Below are 16,907 nucleotides of genomic sequence, written 5' to 3'. Positions count from 1 at the left end.
TCATACGCTCTTACGTCGGCCAACCTGGCGGTGACCGGCCGCATTCCCCCGGCCGTCAGCCCGCGGCGGGCTCGATCTCCCGTGGCCGCAGTTCCGCCTGCTCCAGTACGTCCTTCAGGTGGCGTTCCACGACCGGCAGCACGTCCGCGATGGTGATCTCGCGGCCCAGTTCGTACGAGAGCGAGGTCACACCGGCGTCCCGGATTCCGCACGGGATGATCCGGTCGAACCAGGTGCTGTCCGGGTTCACGTTGATCGCGAAGCCGTGCATGGTGACGCCCTTGGCCACGCGGATGCCGATCGCGGCCAGCTTGCGGTCCTCGCGGCGCTGACCGGCGTTGGAGGGGGCGTACTCGGGACCGTTCAGGCGCGGGTCGAACTCCTCGTCCGTCAGCCGCGGGTCGAGGTCGAGGGAGAGCCCGCCTATCTTGGGCCGGTCCTCGACGGGGTCCCCGAGGACCCAGACCCCGGAGCGGCCTTCGACGCGGGTGGTCTCCAGGCCGAACTCGGCGGCGGTGCGGATCAGCGCCTCCTCCAGCCGGCGCACGTGCGCGACGACGTCGACCGGGCGGGGCAGCTTCATGATCGGGTAGCCGACCAGCTGGCCCGGGCCGTGCCAGGTGATCTTGCCGCCGCGGTCCACGTCCACGACGGGGGTCCCGTCCAGCGGGCGCTCGCTCTCGGCGGTGCGCCGGCCGGCCGTGTACACGGGCTCGTGCTCCAGCAGGAGGCAGGTGTCGCCGATCTCGTCCGCGAAGCGCGCGGCGTGGACCCGCCGCTGCTCCTCCCAGGCCCGGGTGTACTCGACGTAGTCGGGTCCGAAGCCCAGACGGACAAACCCAAGCTCAGCCACCGCAGCGCCTCCTCGTCGAACCTGCCGTGTGCACGTATCGCACCAGCCAAGGGTACGGCGGCCGGATTCCGCCCCCTCAGTGGCCCGTCCCCGAGGGGTCGGGCGCGGGGCCCGCCGGGCCGTGCGGGCCGTCCTCCGGTCCCGGCGGCAGCGGCCTCGGCCGCCGGGAGCGGGCCCCGGCCCGGGCCTCCGGCCGGTCCGGGTCCTCGTCGGCCGTCGGCAGCCGCCGGTGGCCCTCCGAGTGGTCGTTGACCCAGCCGCACACGCCGCACGCGTACCGCCCGTCCAGCCCCGCGATGTACGTGCCGCACCGCCGGCACTCCGCCTCGGTCAGCTCGGGCGCGGGCAGCGGTGCGGGCAGTCGTGCGGTGTCGTCGGCGGAGGGATCCGCCCGGGTGGGCCTGCGGGTCATGCCGCGCAGCGTACGCGGGCGGAGGGGGTCGGTCCGTAAAGCGCCCCACCGATTCTGCACACAGACGGGTGAGTGCGGCTTTGACCCGAACCGCATGGACTGCTAGATGTGCTACCGCGTGTCGGCAGTGATGGTGACGGAGACCTGTCCGAGCCATCGGGAGACGGCCAGGTTGTCACCCAACATGCGGGGTCTTCACCTTGTTGCATTCAAGGTCGTGACGACCTCAACGAACACCACTCGCCAACCTGGCGGGGGCGCGGCCGGCGGGCGGCCGTGCAAGAGCCCGCCATCGCAGGGCCGAACGCGATGCTCGCGTTCTTCGCCCTCGCCGCACGTCGCCCACCAGTCGGCCTCGCGCCGGAACCGCTCGAAGAGTTCGGGCAGTGACGTATCTGGACGGGTCGATTATCGGCCAACGGTCCTTCCTGGCCGTGGGCCCCTGTCCACCCCGGGCTCTGCTCTGCACACGATCGGATGAATGTGGGACAGAGGGGGCGGCATGAGCGGAGTTCGCCGCTACATTCACGCCGTTCACAGGGCCGGGACCCCGGTCCGTCACGTCAGGAAACCGTGGAGCCGATGACGGAACGACCTGCCCAGCGCGTCCCCAACCGGCAGCTCGCGGCGCTGATCGCGGAAGCCGGGTTCTCCAACGCCGGTCTGGCCCGGCGCGTCGACCAGCTCGGCCTGGAGCACGGTCTCGACCTGCGGTACGACAAGACCTCCGTGACCCGATGGCTGCGCGGGCAGCAGCCGCGCGGGACCACCCCGGCGCTGATCGCCGAGGTCTTCACCCGCCGCCTGGGCCGCCGCCTCTCGGCGCAGGACCTGGGCCTGGACGCCTGCGCTCCCGTCTACGCCGGTCTGGAGTTCGCGGCCACCCCGGAGGAGGCCGTCGACATCGCCAGCGGGCTGTGGCGCAAGGACTCCGGCTCCCACGCCGAGCTGCGGAAGATCGCGTTCACCCCGGCCGGGCTGGTCGTGCCCAGCCGGGACTGGCTCATCGGGCGCGCCGACGAGCGCGTGGGCCGCGGTGCGGACCCGGCGGCCGCCGCAGCCGCCGCCGCGGCGGCGGCCCGTGTCCCGGTCCAGGGGCGCGGCTCGGTGCCCCGGCAGCGGCAGATCGACCGGGGGCCCGGCCAGCGGGTGACCGGCGGGGACATCGCGGCGCTGCGCTCGGTGAGCGAGCTGTTCCGGACCCTGGACCACACGTACGGCGGCGGGCACGCCCGGCAGGCCCTGGTGCGCTACCTGGAGCACGAGGCCGAGCCGATGCTGCGCGGCACGTACGGGGAGACCACCGGGCGCCGGCTCTTCTCGGCCGCGGCCGACCTGACCCGGCTCGCGGGCTGGACCTCGTACGACATCGCCGCGCACGGGCTCGCCCAGCGCTACTTCGTGCAGGCCCTGCGGTTGGCGCAGGCCGCCGGGGACCGGCCGTACGGCTCGTACGTGCTGGTGACCATGAGCCGGCAGGCGGTCTACCTGGGTCACGGCCGGGAGGCGGTGCAGCTGGCCCGCGTCGCGCAGCAGGGCGTCGGCTCGGGGCCGCCGCCGGTGGTGCAGGCGCTGCTGCACTCGGCGGAGGCGCGCGGGCACGCGGTGCTGGGCGAGGTACGGGCGGCGACGGCCTCGCTGGTGCGGGCCGAGCGGGCGCTGGGCGCGGCCCGGCCGGGGGACGACGTACCGCACTGGGCGCGGTTGTTCGACGAGGGGCAGCTGGCGGACGAGTTCGGGCACTGCCACCGGGACCTGCAGCAGTACCGGGCCTCGGCTCAGCACGCGGAGCGGTCGCTGCAGCTGCGGGCGCCCGGGTTCGCGCGCTCGCGGCTGTTCTGCCGGGTGGTGCTGGCGACGGCGCGGCTGGGACTGGGCGAGCTGGACCAGGCGTGCGCGCTGGGCGCGGAGGCGGCGCAGCAGGCGATGGAGATGCGGTCGGTGCGCGCGGTGGAGTACGTACGGGACTTCGAACGGCGGCTGGAGCCGTACCGGGAGGCCTCGGCGGTGCGGACGTACCGGGACCGGGTGGCGGCGCTGTCGTAGGCAGGTCCGCGCACGGGCGGGGGCGCTGTCGCAGGCCGTACGGGCACGGGCGTGGGCCCGGTTCCGCGGGGGAACCGGGCCCGGTCCGTGATGGTTCTCAGGCCACCGCCCGGACGGCGGGCTCCGCGCTCGCCGGCAGCCGGATGCCGAAGTCGCGCAGTACGGCGGTGGCGGCGCGGCGGGCCGAGTGCAGCGCCCCCTGGACGGTGTTGGAGTCGCGGTGGTCGCCGCACACGTACAGCCCGGCCAGGACCCGGACCGGCCGGCGCAGGTCGTACGGCGGCGGCATCGCCGGTACGGCCTCCGGGGCGTGGTGGACGGCCAGCAGCTCCCAGTCGCGGGTGCCGGTCTCGTACAGCCGGGCCAGGCGCGAGGCGACCGTGCGGGCGGGCGGCGGCGGGCCGAGCACGGTCGTGGTGACCAGGCTCCGGCCGGCCGGGGCCCGCGTCGGGTCGACCGCGCTCATCACGGCGGTGTGCGCGACGGGCCAGCGCGGATCGCCGTCGAGCAGGAGCGAGCCGTCCCACGGGAGCGGGGCGGCGGTGGCGTGGTGGATGACGGTGACCTCGTGGAACGCCGGCACCCGCAGTCCGGGCAGCAGTTCGGCCGCGGCCCGCGCCCCGGTGGCGAGGACGGCGGAGCGGCAGCTGAAGTCGCCGTGCTCCTCGGTGGTGACCAGCTTGGTCGCCACCGACCGGACCCGGACCCCGGTGCGCACCGTGCCGGGCGGCAGGGTGGCGGCGAGGAGTTCGGGCAGGGTCGCTGCCCCGCCCTCGGGCACGGCGAGCCGGCCGCGGGCGAAGGTGCGCAGGGCCAGGTCGGCGACCCGGCTGGAGGTGGTGAGCTCCGGATCGCGGAGCAGGGCGGTGAGCAGGGGGCGCAGGGTCGCGCCGAGGGCCCGGGAGCGCAGGGCGGCGAGCGCGGTGCGCTCGGGGCGGGCCAGTACGCGTTCCACCGGCAGGGCGGCGAGCCGGCCGAGGTAGGCGCTGAGCCGGGCCTGGTCGAAGGATCCGCTGGCCAGCGCGCGGGCCGGGGTCAGCGCCCCGGCGCGCGACTGCCGGCCGTCGGTGTGGACGAGAACCCCCGGCGCGAAGGGCCGCAGGACCAGGCCGGCCAGGCCTGGGGTCCGGTCGAGCTCGGTGTACGAGGTGTTGAGCAGCTGTCCGATCCGGTCCAGGCGGAATCCGTCGACGTCCTCGGTGGCCATCCGGCCGCCGGGATCGTCCGCGGCCTCCAGGACGGTGACCGTGACCCCTGCCGCGATCAGGTGGTGCGCCGCCGCGAGTCCTGAGACTCCGGCTCCTACGATGACGACGTCCGCGTGCTGTGCGGTGCGGTGCGAGCTGGTGAGCACGTGCCCCTCCCCGAGGTCGGCGCGGCTGTGTGGGAATCCTCCTTCCCCCAACGGGCTCCAGGGGAACCCGAGTTCGGTGGGGTATTACGGCCAACTCCGGTCGCACACCGGTCGCATCCGGGTCACAGCCGGTCGCACGGGGGCGGTGGGCGCCTCCCCCACGGCGCGGCCCGGGGCCATCGGGCCGGCGCGGCCCGGGCCCATCGGTGCCGGCGCGGCCGGGGCTATCGGGCCAGCGCGGCCCGGATCGACTCCTCGATCCCCGGGTGCCGGAAGGTGAAGCCGGACTCCAACAGCCGGGCGGGGCGCACCCGCTGACTGCCGAGCACGTCCCCGGCGAACTCCCCGAGCACGAGGCGCAGGGCGGGGGCCGGTACCGCGCACAGCGTCGGCCGGTGCAGTACGCGACCCATCGCGGCGGTGACCTCCCGGTTGGTCAGCGGCTCGGGGGCGGTCAGGTTGACGGGGCCGGACAGCCCGGGCGTGTCGATGGCGTGCCGCAGGGCGGCGATCTCGTCGTGCAGGGAGATGAACGACCAGTACTGCCGGCCGTCGCCGAGCCGGCCGCCGATCCCGGCCTTGAAGATCGGGAACAGCCTGCCCCAGGCCCCGCCCTCCGCGGCGACGACCAGTCCCGTCCGGGCGAAGACCGTCCGTACGCCGGCCAGCTGGGCGGGGGCCGCGGCCGCCTCCCAGTCGACGCAGACCTCGGGCAGGAAGCCCTGCCCGGCGGGGGCCTGCTCGTCGACGGCGCGCTCGCCGGTGTCGCCGTAGTAGCCGACGGCGGTGCCGCAGACGAAGACGGCGGGCGGCGCGTCGAGCGCGGCGATCGCCCGGGCCATGGCCGCGGTCCCCTGCACCCGGCTGTCGCGGATCTCCTTCTTGTACGCGGCGGTCCACCGGTGTTCGCCGACCCCGGCCCCGGCGAGGTGGACGACGGCCCCGCAGCCGGCGAGCCCGGCGGGGTCCACGTATCCGCGCCGCGGATCCCACTGCGCCTCGTCGGGGGCGGAGGGCGTACGTCGTACGAACCGCACCACCTCGTGCCCGTCCGCCCGCAGGGACCGTACGAGGGCCTGCCCGATGAGCCCGCTGGAACCACTGATGCCGATGCGCATGCCCCCATGATGCCGGTCAGGACGTGCCGAGCCAGGTTCCGACCCCGTACGTGACTCCCATCGCCAGCGCGCCGCCGATGACGTTGCGCAGGACCGCCCGGCCGGGAGGGGCACCGCCCAGGCGGGCGCTGATCACCCCGCACAGCGTCAGCGCCGCCAGCACCGCCGCCACGGTCACCGGCACCCGCTCCGACGGCCCCGGCAGCGCGATCGCCAGCAGCGGCAGCAGCGCCCCCACCGTGAACGCGATCAGGCTCGCGAACGCCGCGTGCCAGGGGTTCGCCAGCACGTCGGGGTCGATCCCGAGCTCCACCCGCGCGTGGGCCTTCAGGGCGTCCCGCTCCGTGAGCTGCACCGCCGCCTCCCGCGCGAGGTCCCGGTTCAGTCCTCTGGCCTCCAGCAGCTCCGTCAGTTCCGCCAGCTCCGCCTGCGGGTCCTCGGCCAGCTCCCGCCGCTCCATCTCCAGCGCGGCCCGTTCGGAGTCCCGCTGGGAGCTCACCGAGACGTACTCCCCCGCCGCCATCGACAGCGACCCCGCCAGCAGTCCGGCCACCCCCGCGGCCAGGATCGACGCGCGCGAGGTGGTGGCCCCGGCCACGCCCACCACCAGCCCGGCGGTGGAGATGATCCCGTCGTTCGCGCCGAGCACCCCGGCCCGCAGCCAGTTCAGCCGCGAGCCGATCTCCGCGCTCTGCTCCGCCGTGCCGCCCGCTCCCGCCCCGCCGCCCGCATCCGCATCCGCATCCGTCACGGGACCACTGTCGTCGCCCGGGCCCCGCAGGGCCAGCCGGCGGCCGGTCCGGCGTGCGCGCCCCCCGCCCTCGTACCAGGGTGGAGGGGTGAGACGCCGACGCGAGGAGCCCGGCTGGCTGCACGGCAAGCCGCCACCGCTCTGGGCCCGCATTGCCCCCGTGGTGGCGCTCGTGGTGCTGGTGCTCGTACAGCGCCTCACCCAGGGCGAGGCGGAGGTGGGCTTCTTCCTGGCCGGACTGCCGCCGGTGGCCGCCTTCGCCTACGGGGCCGCCGGCACCGCCGTCTTCGCCGGGATCGTGCTGGCGCTGCTCGGCATGCCGTGGGCCGGATCCGCGCACCCGCGGGGCGCGGACCTGGCCACGGTGGCCGCGATCGGGCTGCTGAGCGTGGTCATCGCCTGGGTCCGGCGGCGCCGCGACGCGCAGCTGGTGAGCGTGCGGACCGTCGCGGAGGCGGCGCAGCTGGCGGTGCTGCCGCCGGTACCGGAGCGGGTCGGTCCGGTGCGCTGCGCCGGGCTGTACCGGGCCGCCCAGCGCGGCACCCTGGTCGGCGGCGACCTGTACGACGTACGGGTCGGGCCCTTCGGGGTGCGGGCGCTGGTCGGGGACGTGCAGGGGCACGGACTGGCGGCGGTCGGCACGGTGGCGGCGCTGCTCGGGGCCTTCCGTGAGGGGGTGCTGGACGATCCGGAGCTCGTGGGGGTGGCGGCCCGGCTGGACCGCAGGCTCCTGGCGGACACCGCGGGCGCGGGGGATGCCGCGGGGACGGCGGGCACGGCCGGGTCGGGGGAGCAGCCGGAGCTCTTCGCGACGGCGCTGCTGCTGGAGTTCCCGCCCGGGCTGGACCTCGTACGGATCGTCTCGTGCGGGCATCCGCCGGCACTGCTGCTGCGGGCTTCCACCGTCTCCGAGCCGGCCGTGGAGCCGGGCCCTCCGCTGGGGCTCGGGCTGGCCGGACCGAACCTCGCGGTGGTGACCGACGTACCGCTGCTGCCGGGCGACCGCCTGCTGGCCTACACGGACGGGGTGACGGAGGCCCGGGACGCGGCGGGCGCGTTCTACCCCCTGGCGGGCCGGGTCCTGGCCCTGGAGCGGGACCCGGCGGGACTGGTGGAGGCGGTGTGGCAGGACCTGCTGGAGTTCACCGCGGGCGGCCCCCGCGACGACGTGGCCCTCCTGGTCCTGTCCCTCCCGGACGCACCCTAGGAAGCGTCCGGGGCAGGCGGGGCGGGCGGGACTCTGCGGGCATCCCTGGGGGTGTCAGAGTTCCGGAGCGGCGAGCGTCAGCCTCAGGACCGCGGGGACGGCCGTCGCGACCGGCCGCACGAACCACCACGCGCGCAGCCGGCGGGCCTTCACGAAGACCCATGAGAACGGGGCCAGCAGCGCGGCGAGGCAGAGTCCGGCGCCCGCGGCGAAGCCGGAGCCGGCCACGGCCTGCCGGTCCCAGGGGCCGTCGGGCTCGACCGCGCAGGCCAGGAGCAGGACGTACCCGGTCACGAGGTGTCCCAGCAGGAGGACACCGGAGCACACCGCGGCGGCGAACCGCCCCAACGCCCCCGGGCGCGGACCGGCACCCCCGCCGACCACCGACCGCGCTTCCCCGCTCACCGCACCACGCTCCCTCTCCCCCGGGTCGTCGGGCAGGGCGTTCGGAACGCCCTGCCCGACCCGCGAGCCCGCCGTGCGGGGCTCAGGCTCCGTTGCTGATGATGAAGGCGCGGACCAGCTTGCACGTGACGTTCGACGGGCGGTGGATGCCCGTGCGGACCGCCATCGTGCGGATCTTCCGGTTGGTGGCGCGGCGGGCGTCGTACGTCCCCGAGTCGAGCAGGGATATCGCCAGTCGCATCGCCTTCAGACGGCGGTTGTGGCTCTCGTACCACTCGCGGGGCAGGCCCGCCGGCAGCGGCTTCTTCTTGACGGGCTCAAGGGTCATGGCAGTGGCCATCTACAGCCTCCCAAACGGTAGTTGGCTTCCTGTCGTTCTCCCTCGATTTTACCGGGGGCCACTGACAAAAGCCCCTGGCAGGAGGGCCGGCCCCGCCTGATCCACAAGGCGCCCCCTAGGCTGGAGGCCATGGAGATCTGGATCAATCCCGCCTGCTCGAAGTGCCGCAGCGCGCTGACCCTGCTGGACGCCGAGGGCGCCGAGTACACGGTGCGCCGCTACCTGGAGGACGTGCCGTCCGAGGCCGAGATCCGCGAGGTCCTGGGGCGGCTCGGACTGGAGCCGTGGGACATCACCCGCACCTCGGACCCGCTCGCGAAGGAGAGCGGGGTACGGGACCTGCCGCGCGAGGAGACGGACGAGGCGCGGGGCCGCTGGATCTCCCACCTCGCGGCGCACCCGAAGCTCATCCAGCGCCCGATCATCACGGCGGAGGACGGCACGGCGGTCGTCGCCCGCTCGGAGGAAGCGGTCCGCGAAGCCCTGTCCCGCCGCCCCTGACCGGGCCGCCCGCCCCGTTCCTCATCTCCGCCTCACGTCCCCACCCCATAGGGTGTGAAATCAGCCAAACGGGATTCACCACACCAAAGGGAACGCCTCAGAGGGCCGCGATGACCGACGAGCAGACCGGGCAGACCGGGCAGACCGACCACACCGGGCCGGATCAGCGGGGCGCGCAGGGCGCGCGGAGCCGGCAGCAGCCCCCAGGGCCCCGCCTGCCCCCGCCGCGGCGGGGTGCCGACTGGATGTTCGGCGGGGTCTACGGGACCGTGCTCGCCTCCGGCCTGCTGGCCGCGCTGGACCAGGCGGGCGAGGAGTACACGCCGTTCTACGACGCCAGCTGGGTCCTGGTCACCGCCTGCGCGGCCGCGCTCGCGCACGGATACTCGCACCACATGTCCAGCCATCAGGCCGGCTCCGCCGCCCTCCGGTGGCGGGTGCTCTCGCGGGCGCTGTGGAACGAGTGGCCGATGATCGTGGCCACGCTGCCCACCGTCGCACTGCTGCTCATCGCCGGGCTCACCCACCTGGACTCGCACGCGGTGACCGCCGTGGGGCTCGGCCTGAACACCGCGCTGCTGTTCGCGTGGGGCTCCTTCGTGGCGCTCCGCGTCGGCCACCGGCTCGGCCAGGCCCTGCTCACCGGCATGGCGGACGCCACCATCGGCCTCGCCATCATCGTGGCCAACGCGGTCATCAAGTAGCGCCGCCGCGGCCCCGGGGCCCCGGGTCCCGGGGTCCCGGGGCCGCGCCCCGCTCACGACGGGAGCTGGGACTCCGCCTCCGCCAGGATTTCCGTCAGGCGGGCCGCGAACCGGGCGTCGCGGGGGTCCGGAACGCCGGTGCGGGCCGCGGCGATCAGGGCGTCGAGGGCGCGCCCGTACGCACCCGGTACGTCGGTCCAGTTCGGCAGCGAGAAGACCCCCTCCGCCCCGCGCAGTTCCAGCCCCACCCCGGCCGCCGCCGTCGGCGCGCCCAGGCTGAGCACGGCCGTGCTGGCGGCGCCCGAGGCGTGGCGCAGGGCGAGCTGGACCACGTCGGAGGGGCCGCGGGTGGCACTGACGGACGTGACGTCGCCGAGGACCGGGATCAGGACGGACAGGGCGTGCGGGCCGACGTCCCACAGCCCGCCCTTGGCCTTGCGCCAGGGCGAGTCGGCGTACGCGCTGGGCGCGCCGTCGGGCGGGAACACGGCGCCGAGCCAGTGGGCGGCGGCCGTGAACCAGCCGGAGCGGCCGGCCTGCTCGGCGACCCAGCCGGCGGCGGGTTCGGCGAAGCGCAGGGTGAGGAAGACGACGGAGGCGACGCCGTGCCGGGCGGCGGCGTCGGCGACGGCGCGCGCGTCCTCGGCGGTCGTGGCGACGGGCTTGTCGAGCAGGAGTTGGCAGCCCGCGGCGGCGGCGCGCACGGCCAGCGGGGCCTGGACGTCGGGCGGCAGGGCGAAGGCCACGACGTCACAGTCGGCGAACAGCGCGTCGGGGTCTTCGTACACCTTCACGCCGTACGCGTCGGCCAGCTCGGCGGCGGCTTCGGGGCGGCGGCCCCACACTCCGGCGAACTCGGAGCCGGCGTGCGCGGCGAGGGCGGGGGCATGGGTGCGGTGGGCCCAGGGGCCGGTGCCCAGCAGGCCGACCCGGGGGCGGGCGGGCAGGCGGGGGGAGTCCGCAGGATCATCGGCCGAGGTCAAATCGTACGAAATGCTCACCCGCTCAGTCTGCCCCACTCGGACGGGTGTGCTGCCACCAACCCGCACAACCCGCTCGACCTGCGGTGTAAACCTCGGTAACACGGGGTTCACACACGGGCAACGGAAGAGAAATCGCGAGCGGGCACGCTGCGGTCTACACCGCAACGCACCGCAGTACGACGAACGCGGCACGACGAACACAGCACCCGCAACGCAGCACCCGCAACTCAGTACCCGCAGAGTCTGCGCCGGAGCGACGCACCGAAGGATGGGGCCCGTGAGCTACAAGGCTGAGTACATCTGGATCGACGGCACCGAGCCGACGGCGAAGCTGCGCTCCAAGACGAAGATCCTGGCCGACGGCGAGGCGCTGTCGATCTGGGGCTTCGACGGATCGAGCACGAACCAGGCCGAGGGCCACGCCTCCGACCGCGTGCTCCAGCCGGTGTTCTCCTGCCCGGACCCGATCCGCGGCGGCGACAACGTGCTCGCGCTCTGCGAGGTCATGAACATCGACATGACCCCGCACGAGTCGAACACCCGCGCCCTGCTGCGTCCGATCGCCGAGCAGTTCGGGGACCAGGAGCCGATCTTCGGCATCGAGCAGGAGTACACCTTCTTCGACGGCATCCGGCCGCTCGGCTTCCCGGTGGGCGGCTTCCCGGCCGCGCAGGGCGGCTACTACTGCGGTGTCGGCGCCGACGAGATCTTCGGCCGCGAGATCGTCGAGAAGCACCTGGACCACTGCCTCGCGGCGGGTCTGGCCATCTCCGGCATCAACGCCGAGGTCATGCCCGGCCAGTGGGAGTTCCAGGTCGGCCCGGTCGGCCCGCTGGAGGTCTCGGACCAGCTGTGGATCGCGCGCTGGCTGCTGTACCGCACCGCCGAGGACTTCAACGTCTCCGCGACGCTGAACCCGAAGCCGGTGAAGGGCGACTGGAACGGCGCCGGTGCGCACACCAACTTCTCCACGAAGGCGATGCGCGAGGACTACCGCGCCATCATCACGGCGTGCGAGGCGCTGGGCGAGGGCTCGAAGCCGCTGGACCACGTCAAGAACTACGGTGCCGGCATCGACGAGCGCCTGACGGGCCTGCACGAGACCGCCCCGTGGAACGAGTTCAGCTACGGCGTCTCGGACCGCGGCGCCTCGGTCCGCATCCCGTGGCAGGTGGAGAAGGACGGCAAGGGGTACATCGAGGACCGCCGCCCGAACGCGAACGTGGACCCGTACGTGGTGACCCGCCTCATCGTCGACACCTGCTGCACGAGCCTGAAGAAGGAGGGCCTGGTCTGAGACCCGGTCCGCCCTCGCAACGCACGACGCCCGCCGAGCCCTTGTGGCCCGGCGGGCGTCGTGCGTGGGGGCTACCGGAGGTCCGCTGGAGGACTCACGGCGGAATTTGAGATTCCGCTCCACTGATTGAGACGGGACGTGCCCCGGGCCCCCCGGATCTGCTTCAATGGCGCTCATGGCCAGCCACTCGCACACCTCGAACGGTCGCAGCGACCTCGAGCCGTTCTGGCCCTCCCGTCAGGATCACGACTTCGACCGGGTGTGTCGCCGCACGGAGAACGCGCCGGCCCTCTAAAGCCTTTCGGGATCGCCAACAGAGCTCCCCGAGGCCTTCGGTCCGCGCGGTACGCGATGACGTACGTACGTCTCTTGCCGACCACTTCGCGTGAAAGAGCTGACCACTCATGTCTCACACCCGTTCGCTGACCTCTGCCGCCTCCGCTGCGACCGCGCCCCTCGCCTACCCGCCCGGTCCGCGCCACCGGCTGCGGGCCGTGGACCGCAGCGAGGCCGACCGCGTGGTCGACCTCCTGCCCCCCGGGGCCACCTGGCTGCCCGCGCCGCAGCACTCCCTGCCGACGCTGCCGGGCCAGCCGCCGATGGTCGGCTACCTGGTCCTCGTACCGGCCGGACCGGACGACCTGCAGCCGCCGATCGCCTTCGCCCCGCAGTCCGTTCCCCAGCCCCCGGCGGCGACCGCCGCCGGGGACGAGCTCGTCCGCATCGACGCCGCCCAGCGCACCGCCGAGGTCGACGGCCGGGTGCTCGACCTGACGTACCTGGAGTTCGAGCTGCTGGCCCACCTCGTGACGCACCCGCACCGGGTGCACAGCCGCGACCAGCTGGTGACCACGGTCTGGGGCTACGGCCACGTCGGCGACGGCCGGACCGTGGACGTCCACGTCGCCCGCCTGCGCCGCAAGCTGGGCGCGGCGCACCGCGGTGCGATCCAGACCGTGCGCCGCGTGGGCTACAAGTACGCGCCCTGAGCGGACGAGGGGCGGGCCCGCACCCCTGCGCGGAGTACGGGCCCACCTGACGACACGACTCAGGCGGCGCGGCGCGCCGCGACCGCCCCCAGCAGTACGTCGACCGCCAGGAACGCGACCAGGCTGATGCCGAGCAGCGGTACGAACCACCCGGCCACCGCGGTCGCGGCGGCGAGCGGGAGCAGCATCGTCAGCGGCACCTTGCGCCAGGCCCCGCGCGGCTGCGCGCGGCCGGCCGACAGGGCGCGGTCCTTGGTGGGCCGGCGCAGCCACCACATCCGATAGCCCCAGAACACCAGGAACATCACCGCGACCGCGAGCGCGCCGAGCGCGATCTGGTTGGCGAGGCCGAGGGTCTTGCCCATGTGCAGGTCGATGCCGAAGCGCGTCAGCTTCGCGAGGACCGGGTAGTCGGCGAAGCGCAGTTCGTCCATGATCCGGCCGTCGGCGGGGTCGACGGCGACCGAGTCGAGGTGGACCGGCAGCTGCTTGTCCTGCTCCTTGATCACGTAGCCGTTGCCCTTGGCGGGCAGGGTGACGCGGAGCTCGTGGGTGACCCCGGCGGCGCGGGCGGCGGCCACGGCCTTGTCGACGCCGATGTCCGCGGTGGGTGGCGTCGCGGCCATCTCCGTGCCGTCGGGCATGGTGTGGCCGGCGTGCGCGTCGGAGCCGGTGTCCGAACCGGGGGCGAGGGCCGCGGACACCGAGGGGGTGGCGCCGCCGAGCCCGTCCTGGAGCTGCCCGATGTTCTCGCCCGCGTACTTCGACCAGGTCAGGCCGGTGGCGGAGAGGGCGACGAGTCCGGTGACGGCCCAGAGGCCGACGGCCCCGTGCCAGGACAGGGTCTTGCGGCGGCCGGTGGCGGCGCGATCGGGCAGGACGAGCAGGGCCTTGCGGGAGCGGCGGCGGCCGATCCACAGGGCGAGGCCGCCGAGCGCGACGACCCAGAGCCAACTCGCGGCGAGCTCGCTGTAGTTCCGGCCGAACTCGCCGAGCTGGAGGCTGGAGTGGAACTCGCTGAGCCAGGCGCGCAGCGGCAGCGCGTCGCCTTCGGTGGTCAGCGCTCCGTTGACGTGGGCCGTGTACGGATCCACGAAGACGGTACGGGTCCGGCCCTCCTCCAGCCCCGGGACCTCCATGATCACACGGGTGGTCGCCTCGGGATCGGGCGCGGGCCACACGGCCACGACCTTGCCCTCCGGCACGGTGGCCCGGGCGGCCGTGAGCTGGGCGCTGAGCGGGGCGGTGCTCCCGCCGACCCGGGCGACGGTCAGTTCGTCGGCGTAGAGGATCTTCTCGGCCTGCCAGGAGCCCGCGTACAGCAGGCCGGTGGCGGCGGCGAGGAAGAGGAGCGGGGCTATCAGGATCCCGGCGTAGAAGTGCATGCGCAGGAGCAGCGGCCGCAGGGCGGCCCAGGCTCCGGGCTTCGAGGATGCGGCGGGTGCGTCGGGGGTCGCGGCGGCGTCCGGGGTGCGGACGTCCTGAACCTCGTCAAGGGACATGGGGGTCCTAAGGTGTTGGCGCAATGGCGAAGACGTGGGGTGGACCGGCCCCAGGTCTCGCCCCCTCGGCCGCCCGGTCAGACGGCGAGGGCGCTGCGGCCGGGGGCCGTGGCGCGGGTGTGCGGACACCGCGGCGGCCCGCGGCGCACCACGGCGTGGGCGGGCACCGCTCCGCGCAGCCTGCGCGGGGGTTCGTACGAGGGCCGGGGCGCGGGCGGCGACGGTACGGGGGCCACCCGGGCCCGGAGCAGCGCGAACGCGCGGGCCAGCGGCCGGGCCGCCAGCAGGGCCGCGGCGCCGAGGACGGGGGCCAGCCGGAACACGGCGGCCTCGCCCCGGGCCAGCCAGGCGGCGCAGAACAGACCGGCGAGCACGTGGGCGGCGATCATGCCGAGTCCTCCGTGCCCGGCCATGCCGGCCATGCCGTCCATGGCGCTCATGCCGTCCATGGCGCTCGCGCCGTTCATTCCGGCCATCCCGGGCATGCCGGCCATCGCGCTCATGTCGGCGAGGCCGTGCGCCTGCGCCATGCCCTGCAGGGAATGCACGGCATGTGTGCCGTCCACGCCGCCCGGCACGGGGTGGTGCCCGGACATGGGCACGGGAGCCGGGACCCGGTGGCCCGCGTTCCCCGCCTGGCTGCCCGAGAAGAGCAGGTGCAGTACGCCCTGCACGGCGAGCAGTGCGGCGCCGATCCCGACCGGCCCGCGGCGGCGCCCTGCGCCGAGCCACGCGAGCCCGCCCGTCACCCCGAAAGCACCCATAAGGCCTATCGGCGGGATATCCGCGCCGGACAGGTACGAATGCCCCGCAGCGCCCAATGCGGTGCACACCGCCGCGAACATCGCGGCCCGTGTGACGCGCAGTGGCGCGGAGGTTCCTGGCATGGCTGAAACATGCTCGCACGGGCCCCGGTTCCGCCAGTCCGAGGGTGGTGTCCGATCATGATCGGATGAAATCACTGCTGTGGCCGCCGCCGGCCCTCGGCGTGGTGTATGCGGGCGGGCTCCAGCTCGGCGCGTACGCCCTGGAGCGACGGGGTCCGGCGGAGTGCGAGCGCGTGCTGCGCGGCTGCTCGACGAATGTCGACAATCTCGCGGCCGGCCGCTGGGACACCCTGCTGAGCAGCGCCTTCGTCGTCGAGGAACCCATGCCGCTGCCGTACGCGCTGCTGCTCGTCGCGGTCCTCGGGTACGCGGAGTACGCGTACGGGGCCTGGTGGACGGCCGGGGTGTTCCTCTTCGGGCACGCCGCGGCGACACTCCTCGTGTTCGGCGCCCTGCACGGGAGGGCCGACGCCCCGACGCGGCGGGCCCTGGACGTGGGCGCCAGCTACGGCTTCAACGCGGTGCTCGGCGCGCTGACCTCCGCGCTGCCCCGCGGCCCGGTCCGCACGGCCGCCCGGGTGGGACTGCTGGCGCTCGCCGCGGGGCCGGTGCTGGGACGGGGCCGGAACTTCACGGACGCCGGGCACCTGGCGGCACTGGGGCTCGGGGTCGGGCTGTCCCTCGCCTTCGATTACCTATCCGGGACAAAACACCCGAAAATCGGATGACCGAATATCCGCCACACCCACCGCACCCCTCACACCCAACGCACCGCCCACGCCGCACGCACACCGCTGGAGCCGCCACGATGACCACGACCACCCCCTCCACCACCGTCGCCAACCTCCGCGACCTCGGCGGCACCCCCCTCGCGGACGGCCGCACCGTCCGCCCCGGCCTGGTCCTGCGCTCCGGCCAGCTCGACCGCCTCGACGTGGACGCCGACCCGGTGGTGGCCGCGCTGGGCCTGCGCACGGTCATCGACTTCCGCACCGACGCCGAGCGGGCCGACCACCCGGACCGGATACCGCAGGGCGTCCGCCTCCTGATCGAGGACGTCCTCGCCGACAAGCTGAGCTCCGGGAAGGTGCCGGCCGCCACGCAGCTCAAGGACCTCCTGTCCGACCCGGCGATGGCCGAGGAGCACCTGGGCGGCGGCAAGGTGCAGGTGCTGTTCGCCGACACCTACCGGTCCTTCGTGTCCACCGCCTCCGCGCAGGCCGCGTACCGGACCCTGCTCACCGAACTCGCGGACCCGCAGGCCGGCCCGCTGCTGTTCCACTGCACGGCCGGCAAGGACCGCACGGGCTGGGGCGCGACCGTCGTGCTGGCGCTGCTCGGCGCGGACGACGAGACCCTGATGGCCGAGTACCTGTCCGTCAATCCGGCGGTCAAGCAGGCCTTCGCGCCGATGATCGAGGGCTTCACCGTCGCCGGCGGCAACCCGGACATCGCGCTGGGCCTGATCGGCGTGTTCCCCGAGTACCTGCAGGCCGCGCTCGACGAGGTGAGCGCGCGGTACGGCTCGATGGAGAAGTACGTGCGCGAGGGCCTCGGCGTCCCCGACGAGGCGGTCGAAGCGCTCCGCACCCGCCTGACGGCCTGATCCCTGGCACCC

18 protein-coding genes are annotated in these 16,907 nt (G+C 74.4%); 8 read left to right on the top strand and 10 right to left on the bottom strand.

The window, feature by feature from the left end; translation table 11 throughout:
- Positions 1 to 55 precede the first annotated feature (55 nt).
- Both lipB and K7B10_RS41675 read right to left on the bottom strand, forming a co-directional pair.
- Positions 56 to 853 carry a lipoyl(octanoyl) transferase LipB gene (lipB, locus tag K7B10_RS28210; RefSeq protein WP_229340280.1) on the bottom strand — a complete coding sequence of 266 codons (798 nt, stop codon included), beginning with the start codon at positions 851 to 853 and terminating at the stop codon, positions 56 to 58.
- A gap of 76 nt (positions 854 to 929) precedes the next feature.
- Complete coding sequence (locus tag K7B10_RS41675) at positions 930 to 1,265, bottom strand: hypothetical protein (protein ID WP_372481475.1); 336 nt, start codon at positions 1,263 to 1,265, stop codon at positions 930 to 932.
- A 582-nt stretch (positions 1,266 to 1,847) separates the two neighbouring features.
- Between K7B10_RS41675 and K7B10_RS28200 the strand changes: the two genes are divergently transcribed.
- Entirely contained in the window at positions 1,848 to 3,311 is a 1,464-nt protein-coding gene (locus tag K7B10_RS28200) for an NsdA family TPR-like regulatory protein (protein ID WP_229340278.1), read from the top strand.
- A gap of 97 nt (positions 3,312 to 3,408) precedes the next feature.
- Here the strand turns inward: K7B10_RS28200 and K7B10_RS28195 are convergent, their stop codons facing one another.
- From K7B10_RS28195 to K7B10_RS28185, 3 genes are all read right to left on the bottom strand, one after another.
- Positions 3,409 to 4,665: an NAD(P)/FAD-dependent oxidoreductase gene (locus K7B10_RS28195; RefSeq protein WP_229340276.1), complete on the bottom strand. Its 1,257-nt coding sequence runs from the start codon at positions 4,663 to 4,665 to the stop codon at positions 3,409 to 3,411.
- 224 nt (positions 4,666 to 4,889) lie between these two features.
- Positions 4,890 to 5,783, bottom strand: a complete 894-nt coding sequence (locus K7B10_RS28190; protein ID WP_229340274.1) for a TIGR01777 family oxidoreductase — start codon at positions 5,781 to 5,783, stop codon at positions 4,890 to 4,892.
- A gap of 16 nt (positions 5,784 to 5,799) precedes the next feature.
- The gene (locus tag K7B10_RS28185; protein ID WP_372481474.1) at positions 5,800 to 6,534 is read right to left on the bottom strand and encodes a VIT1/CCC1 transporter family protein; all 735 of its coding nucleotides are present in this window, start codon (positions 6,532 to 6,534) and stop codon (positions 5,800 to 5,802) included.
- Positions 6,535 to 6,622: 88 nt separating this feature from the next.
- Here K7B10_RS28185 and K7B10_RS28180 point away from each other — a divergent pair, with 88 nt between their 5' ends.
- Positions 6,623 to 7,741, top strand: a complete 1,119-nt coding sequence (locus K7B10_RS28180) for a PP2C family protein-serine/threonine phosphatase (RefSeq protein WP_229340272.1) — start codon at positions 6,623 to 6,625, stop codon at positions 7,739 to 7,741.
- 54 nt (positions 7,742 to 7,795) lie between these two features.
- On the opposite strand, the gene K7B10_RS28175 is transcribed toward K7B10_RS28180, so the two are convergent.
- Together K7B10_RS28175 and K7B10_RS28170 are read right to left on the bottom strand one after the other, a co-directional pair.
- Complete coding sequence (locus tag K7B10_RS28175) at positions 7,796 to 8,146, bottom strand: hypothetical protein (RefSeq protein WP_229340270.1); 351 nt, start codon at positions 8,144 to 8,146, stop codon at positions 7,796 to 7,798.
- An 82-nt stretch (positions 8,147 to 8,228) separates the two neighbouring features.
- A complete protein-coding gene (locus K7B10_RS28170) occupies positions 8,229 to 8,486 on the bottom strand; it encodes a hypothetical protein (protein WP_229340268.1) in 258 nt (85 codons plus the stop codon).
- A 129-nt stretch (positions 8,487 to 8,615) separates the two neighbouring features.
- Between K7B10_RS28170 and K7B10_RS28165 the strand changes: the two genes are divergently transcribed.
- Both K7B10_RS28165 and K7B10_RS28160 read left to right on the top strand, forming a co-directional pair.
- Positions 8,616 to 8,987: an ArsC/Spx/MgsR family protein gene (locus K7B10_RS28165; RefSeq protein WP_229340266.1), complete on the top strand. Its 372-nt coding sequence runs from the start codon at positions 8,616 to 8,618 to the stop codon at positions 8,985 to 8,987.
- A gap of 110 nt (positions 8,988 to 9,097) precedes the next feature.
- Positions 9,098 to 9,691, top strand: coding sequence for a hypothetical protein (locus K7B10_RS28160; protein WP_229340264.1), 594 nt, complete (start codon positions 9,098 to 9,100; stop codon positions 9,689 to 9,691).
- 53 nt (positions 9,692 to 9,744) lie between these two features.
- Here the strand turns inward: K7B10_RS28160 and K7B10_RS28155 are convergent, their stop codons facing one another.
- The gene (locus K7B10_RS28155; RefSeq protein WP_229345463.1) at positions 9,745 to 10,686 is read right to left on the bottom strand and encodes a Gfo/Idh/MocA family protein; all 942 of its coding nucleotides are present in this window, start codon (positions 10,684 to 10,686) and stop codon (positions 9,745 to 9,747) included.
- 265 nt (positions 10,687 to 10,951) lie between these two features.
- Between K7B10_RS28155 and glnII the strand changes: the two genes are divergently transcribed.
- Complete coding sequence (gene glnII / locus K7B10_RS28150) at positions 10,952 to 11,971, top strand: glutamine synthetase (protein ID WP_229340262.1); 1,020 nt, start codon at positions 10,952 to 10,954, stop codon at positions 11,969 to 11,971.
- A gap of 404 nt (positions 11,972 to 12,375) precedes the next feature.
- Positions 12,376 to 12,960 carry a winged helix-turn-helix domain-containing protein gene (locus tag K7B10_RS28145; protein ID WP_229340260.1) on the top strand — a complete coding sequence of 195 codons (585 nt, stop codon included), beginning with the start codon at positions 12,376 to 12,378 and terminating at the stop codon, positions 12,958 to 12,960.
- Positions 12,961 to 13,019: 59 nt separating this feature from the next.
- Here the strand turns inward: K7B10_RS28145 and K7B10_RS28140 are convergent, their stop codons facing one another.
- Positions 13,020 to 14,462: a PepSY-associated TM helix domain-containing protein gene (locus K7B10_RS28140; protein ID WP_229340258.1), complete on the bottom strand. Its 1,443-nt coding sequence runs from the start codon at positions 14,460 to 14,462 to the stop codon at positions 13,020 to 13,022.
- 77 nt (positions 14,463 to 14,539) lie between these two features.
- On the bottom strand, positions 14,540 to 15,226 hold the full coding sequence (locus K7B10_RS28135; RefSeq protein WP_229340256.1) for a hypothetical protein: 687 nt from the start codon (positions 15,224 to 15,226) through the stop codon (positions 14,540 to 14,542).
- A 188-nt stretch (positions 15,227 to 15,414) separates the two neighbouring features.
- On the opposite strand from K7B10_RS28135, the gene K7B10_RS28130 reads away from it, so the two are divergent.
- Entirely contained in the window at positions 15,415 to 16,017 is a 603-nt protein-coding gene (locus K7B10_RS28130) for a rhomboid-like protein (RefSeq protein WP_229340254.1), read from the top strand.
- Between the two features lie 80 nt (positions 16,018 to 16,097).
- Entirely contained in the window at positions 16,098 to 16,895 is a 798-nt protein-coding gene (locus K7B10_RS28125) for a tyrosine-protein phosphatase (RefSeq protein ID WP_229340252.1), read from the top strand.
- Positions 16,896 to 16,907 lie beyond the last annotated feature (12 nt).

The organism is Streptomyces flavotricini, assembly GCF_020639365.1.
Classification (GTDB): Bacteria; Actinomycetota; Actinomycetes; order Streptomycetales; family Streptomycetaceae; genus Streptomyces; species Streptomyces flavotricini.
This window is presented reverse-complemented; position numbering and strand designations above follow the sequence as displayed.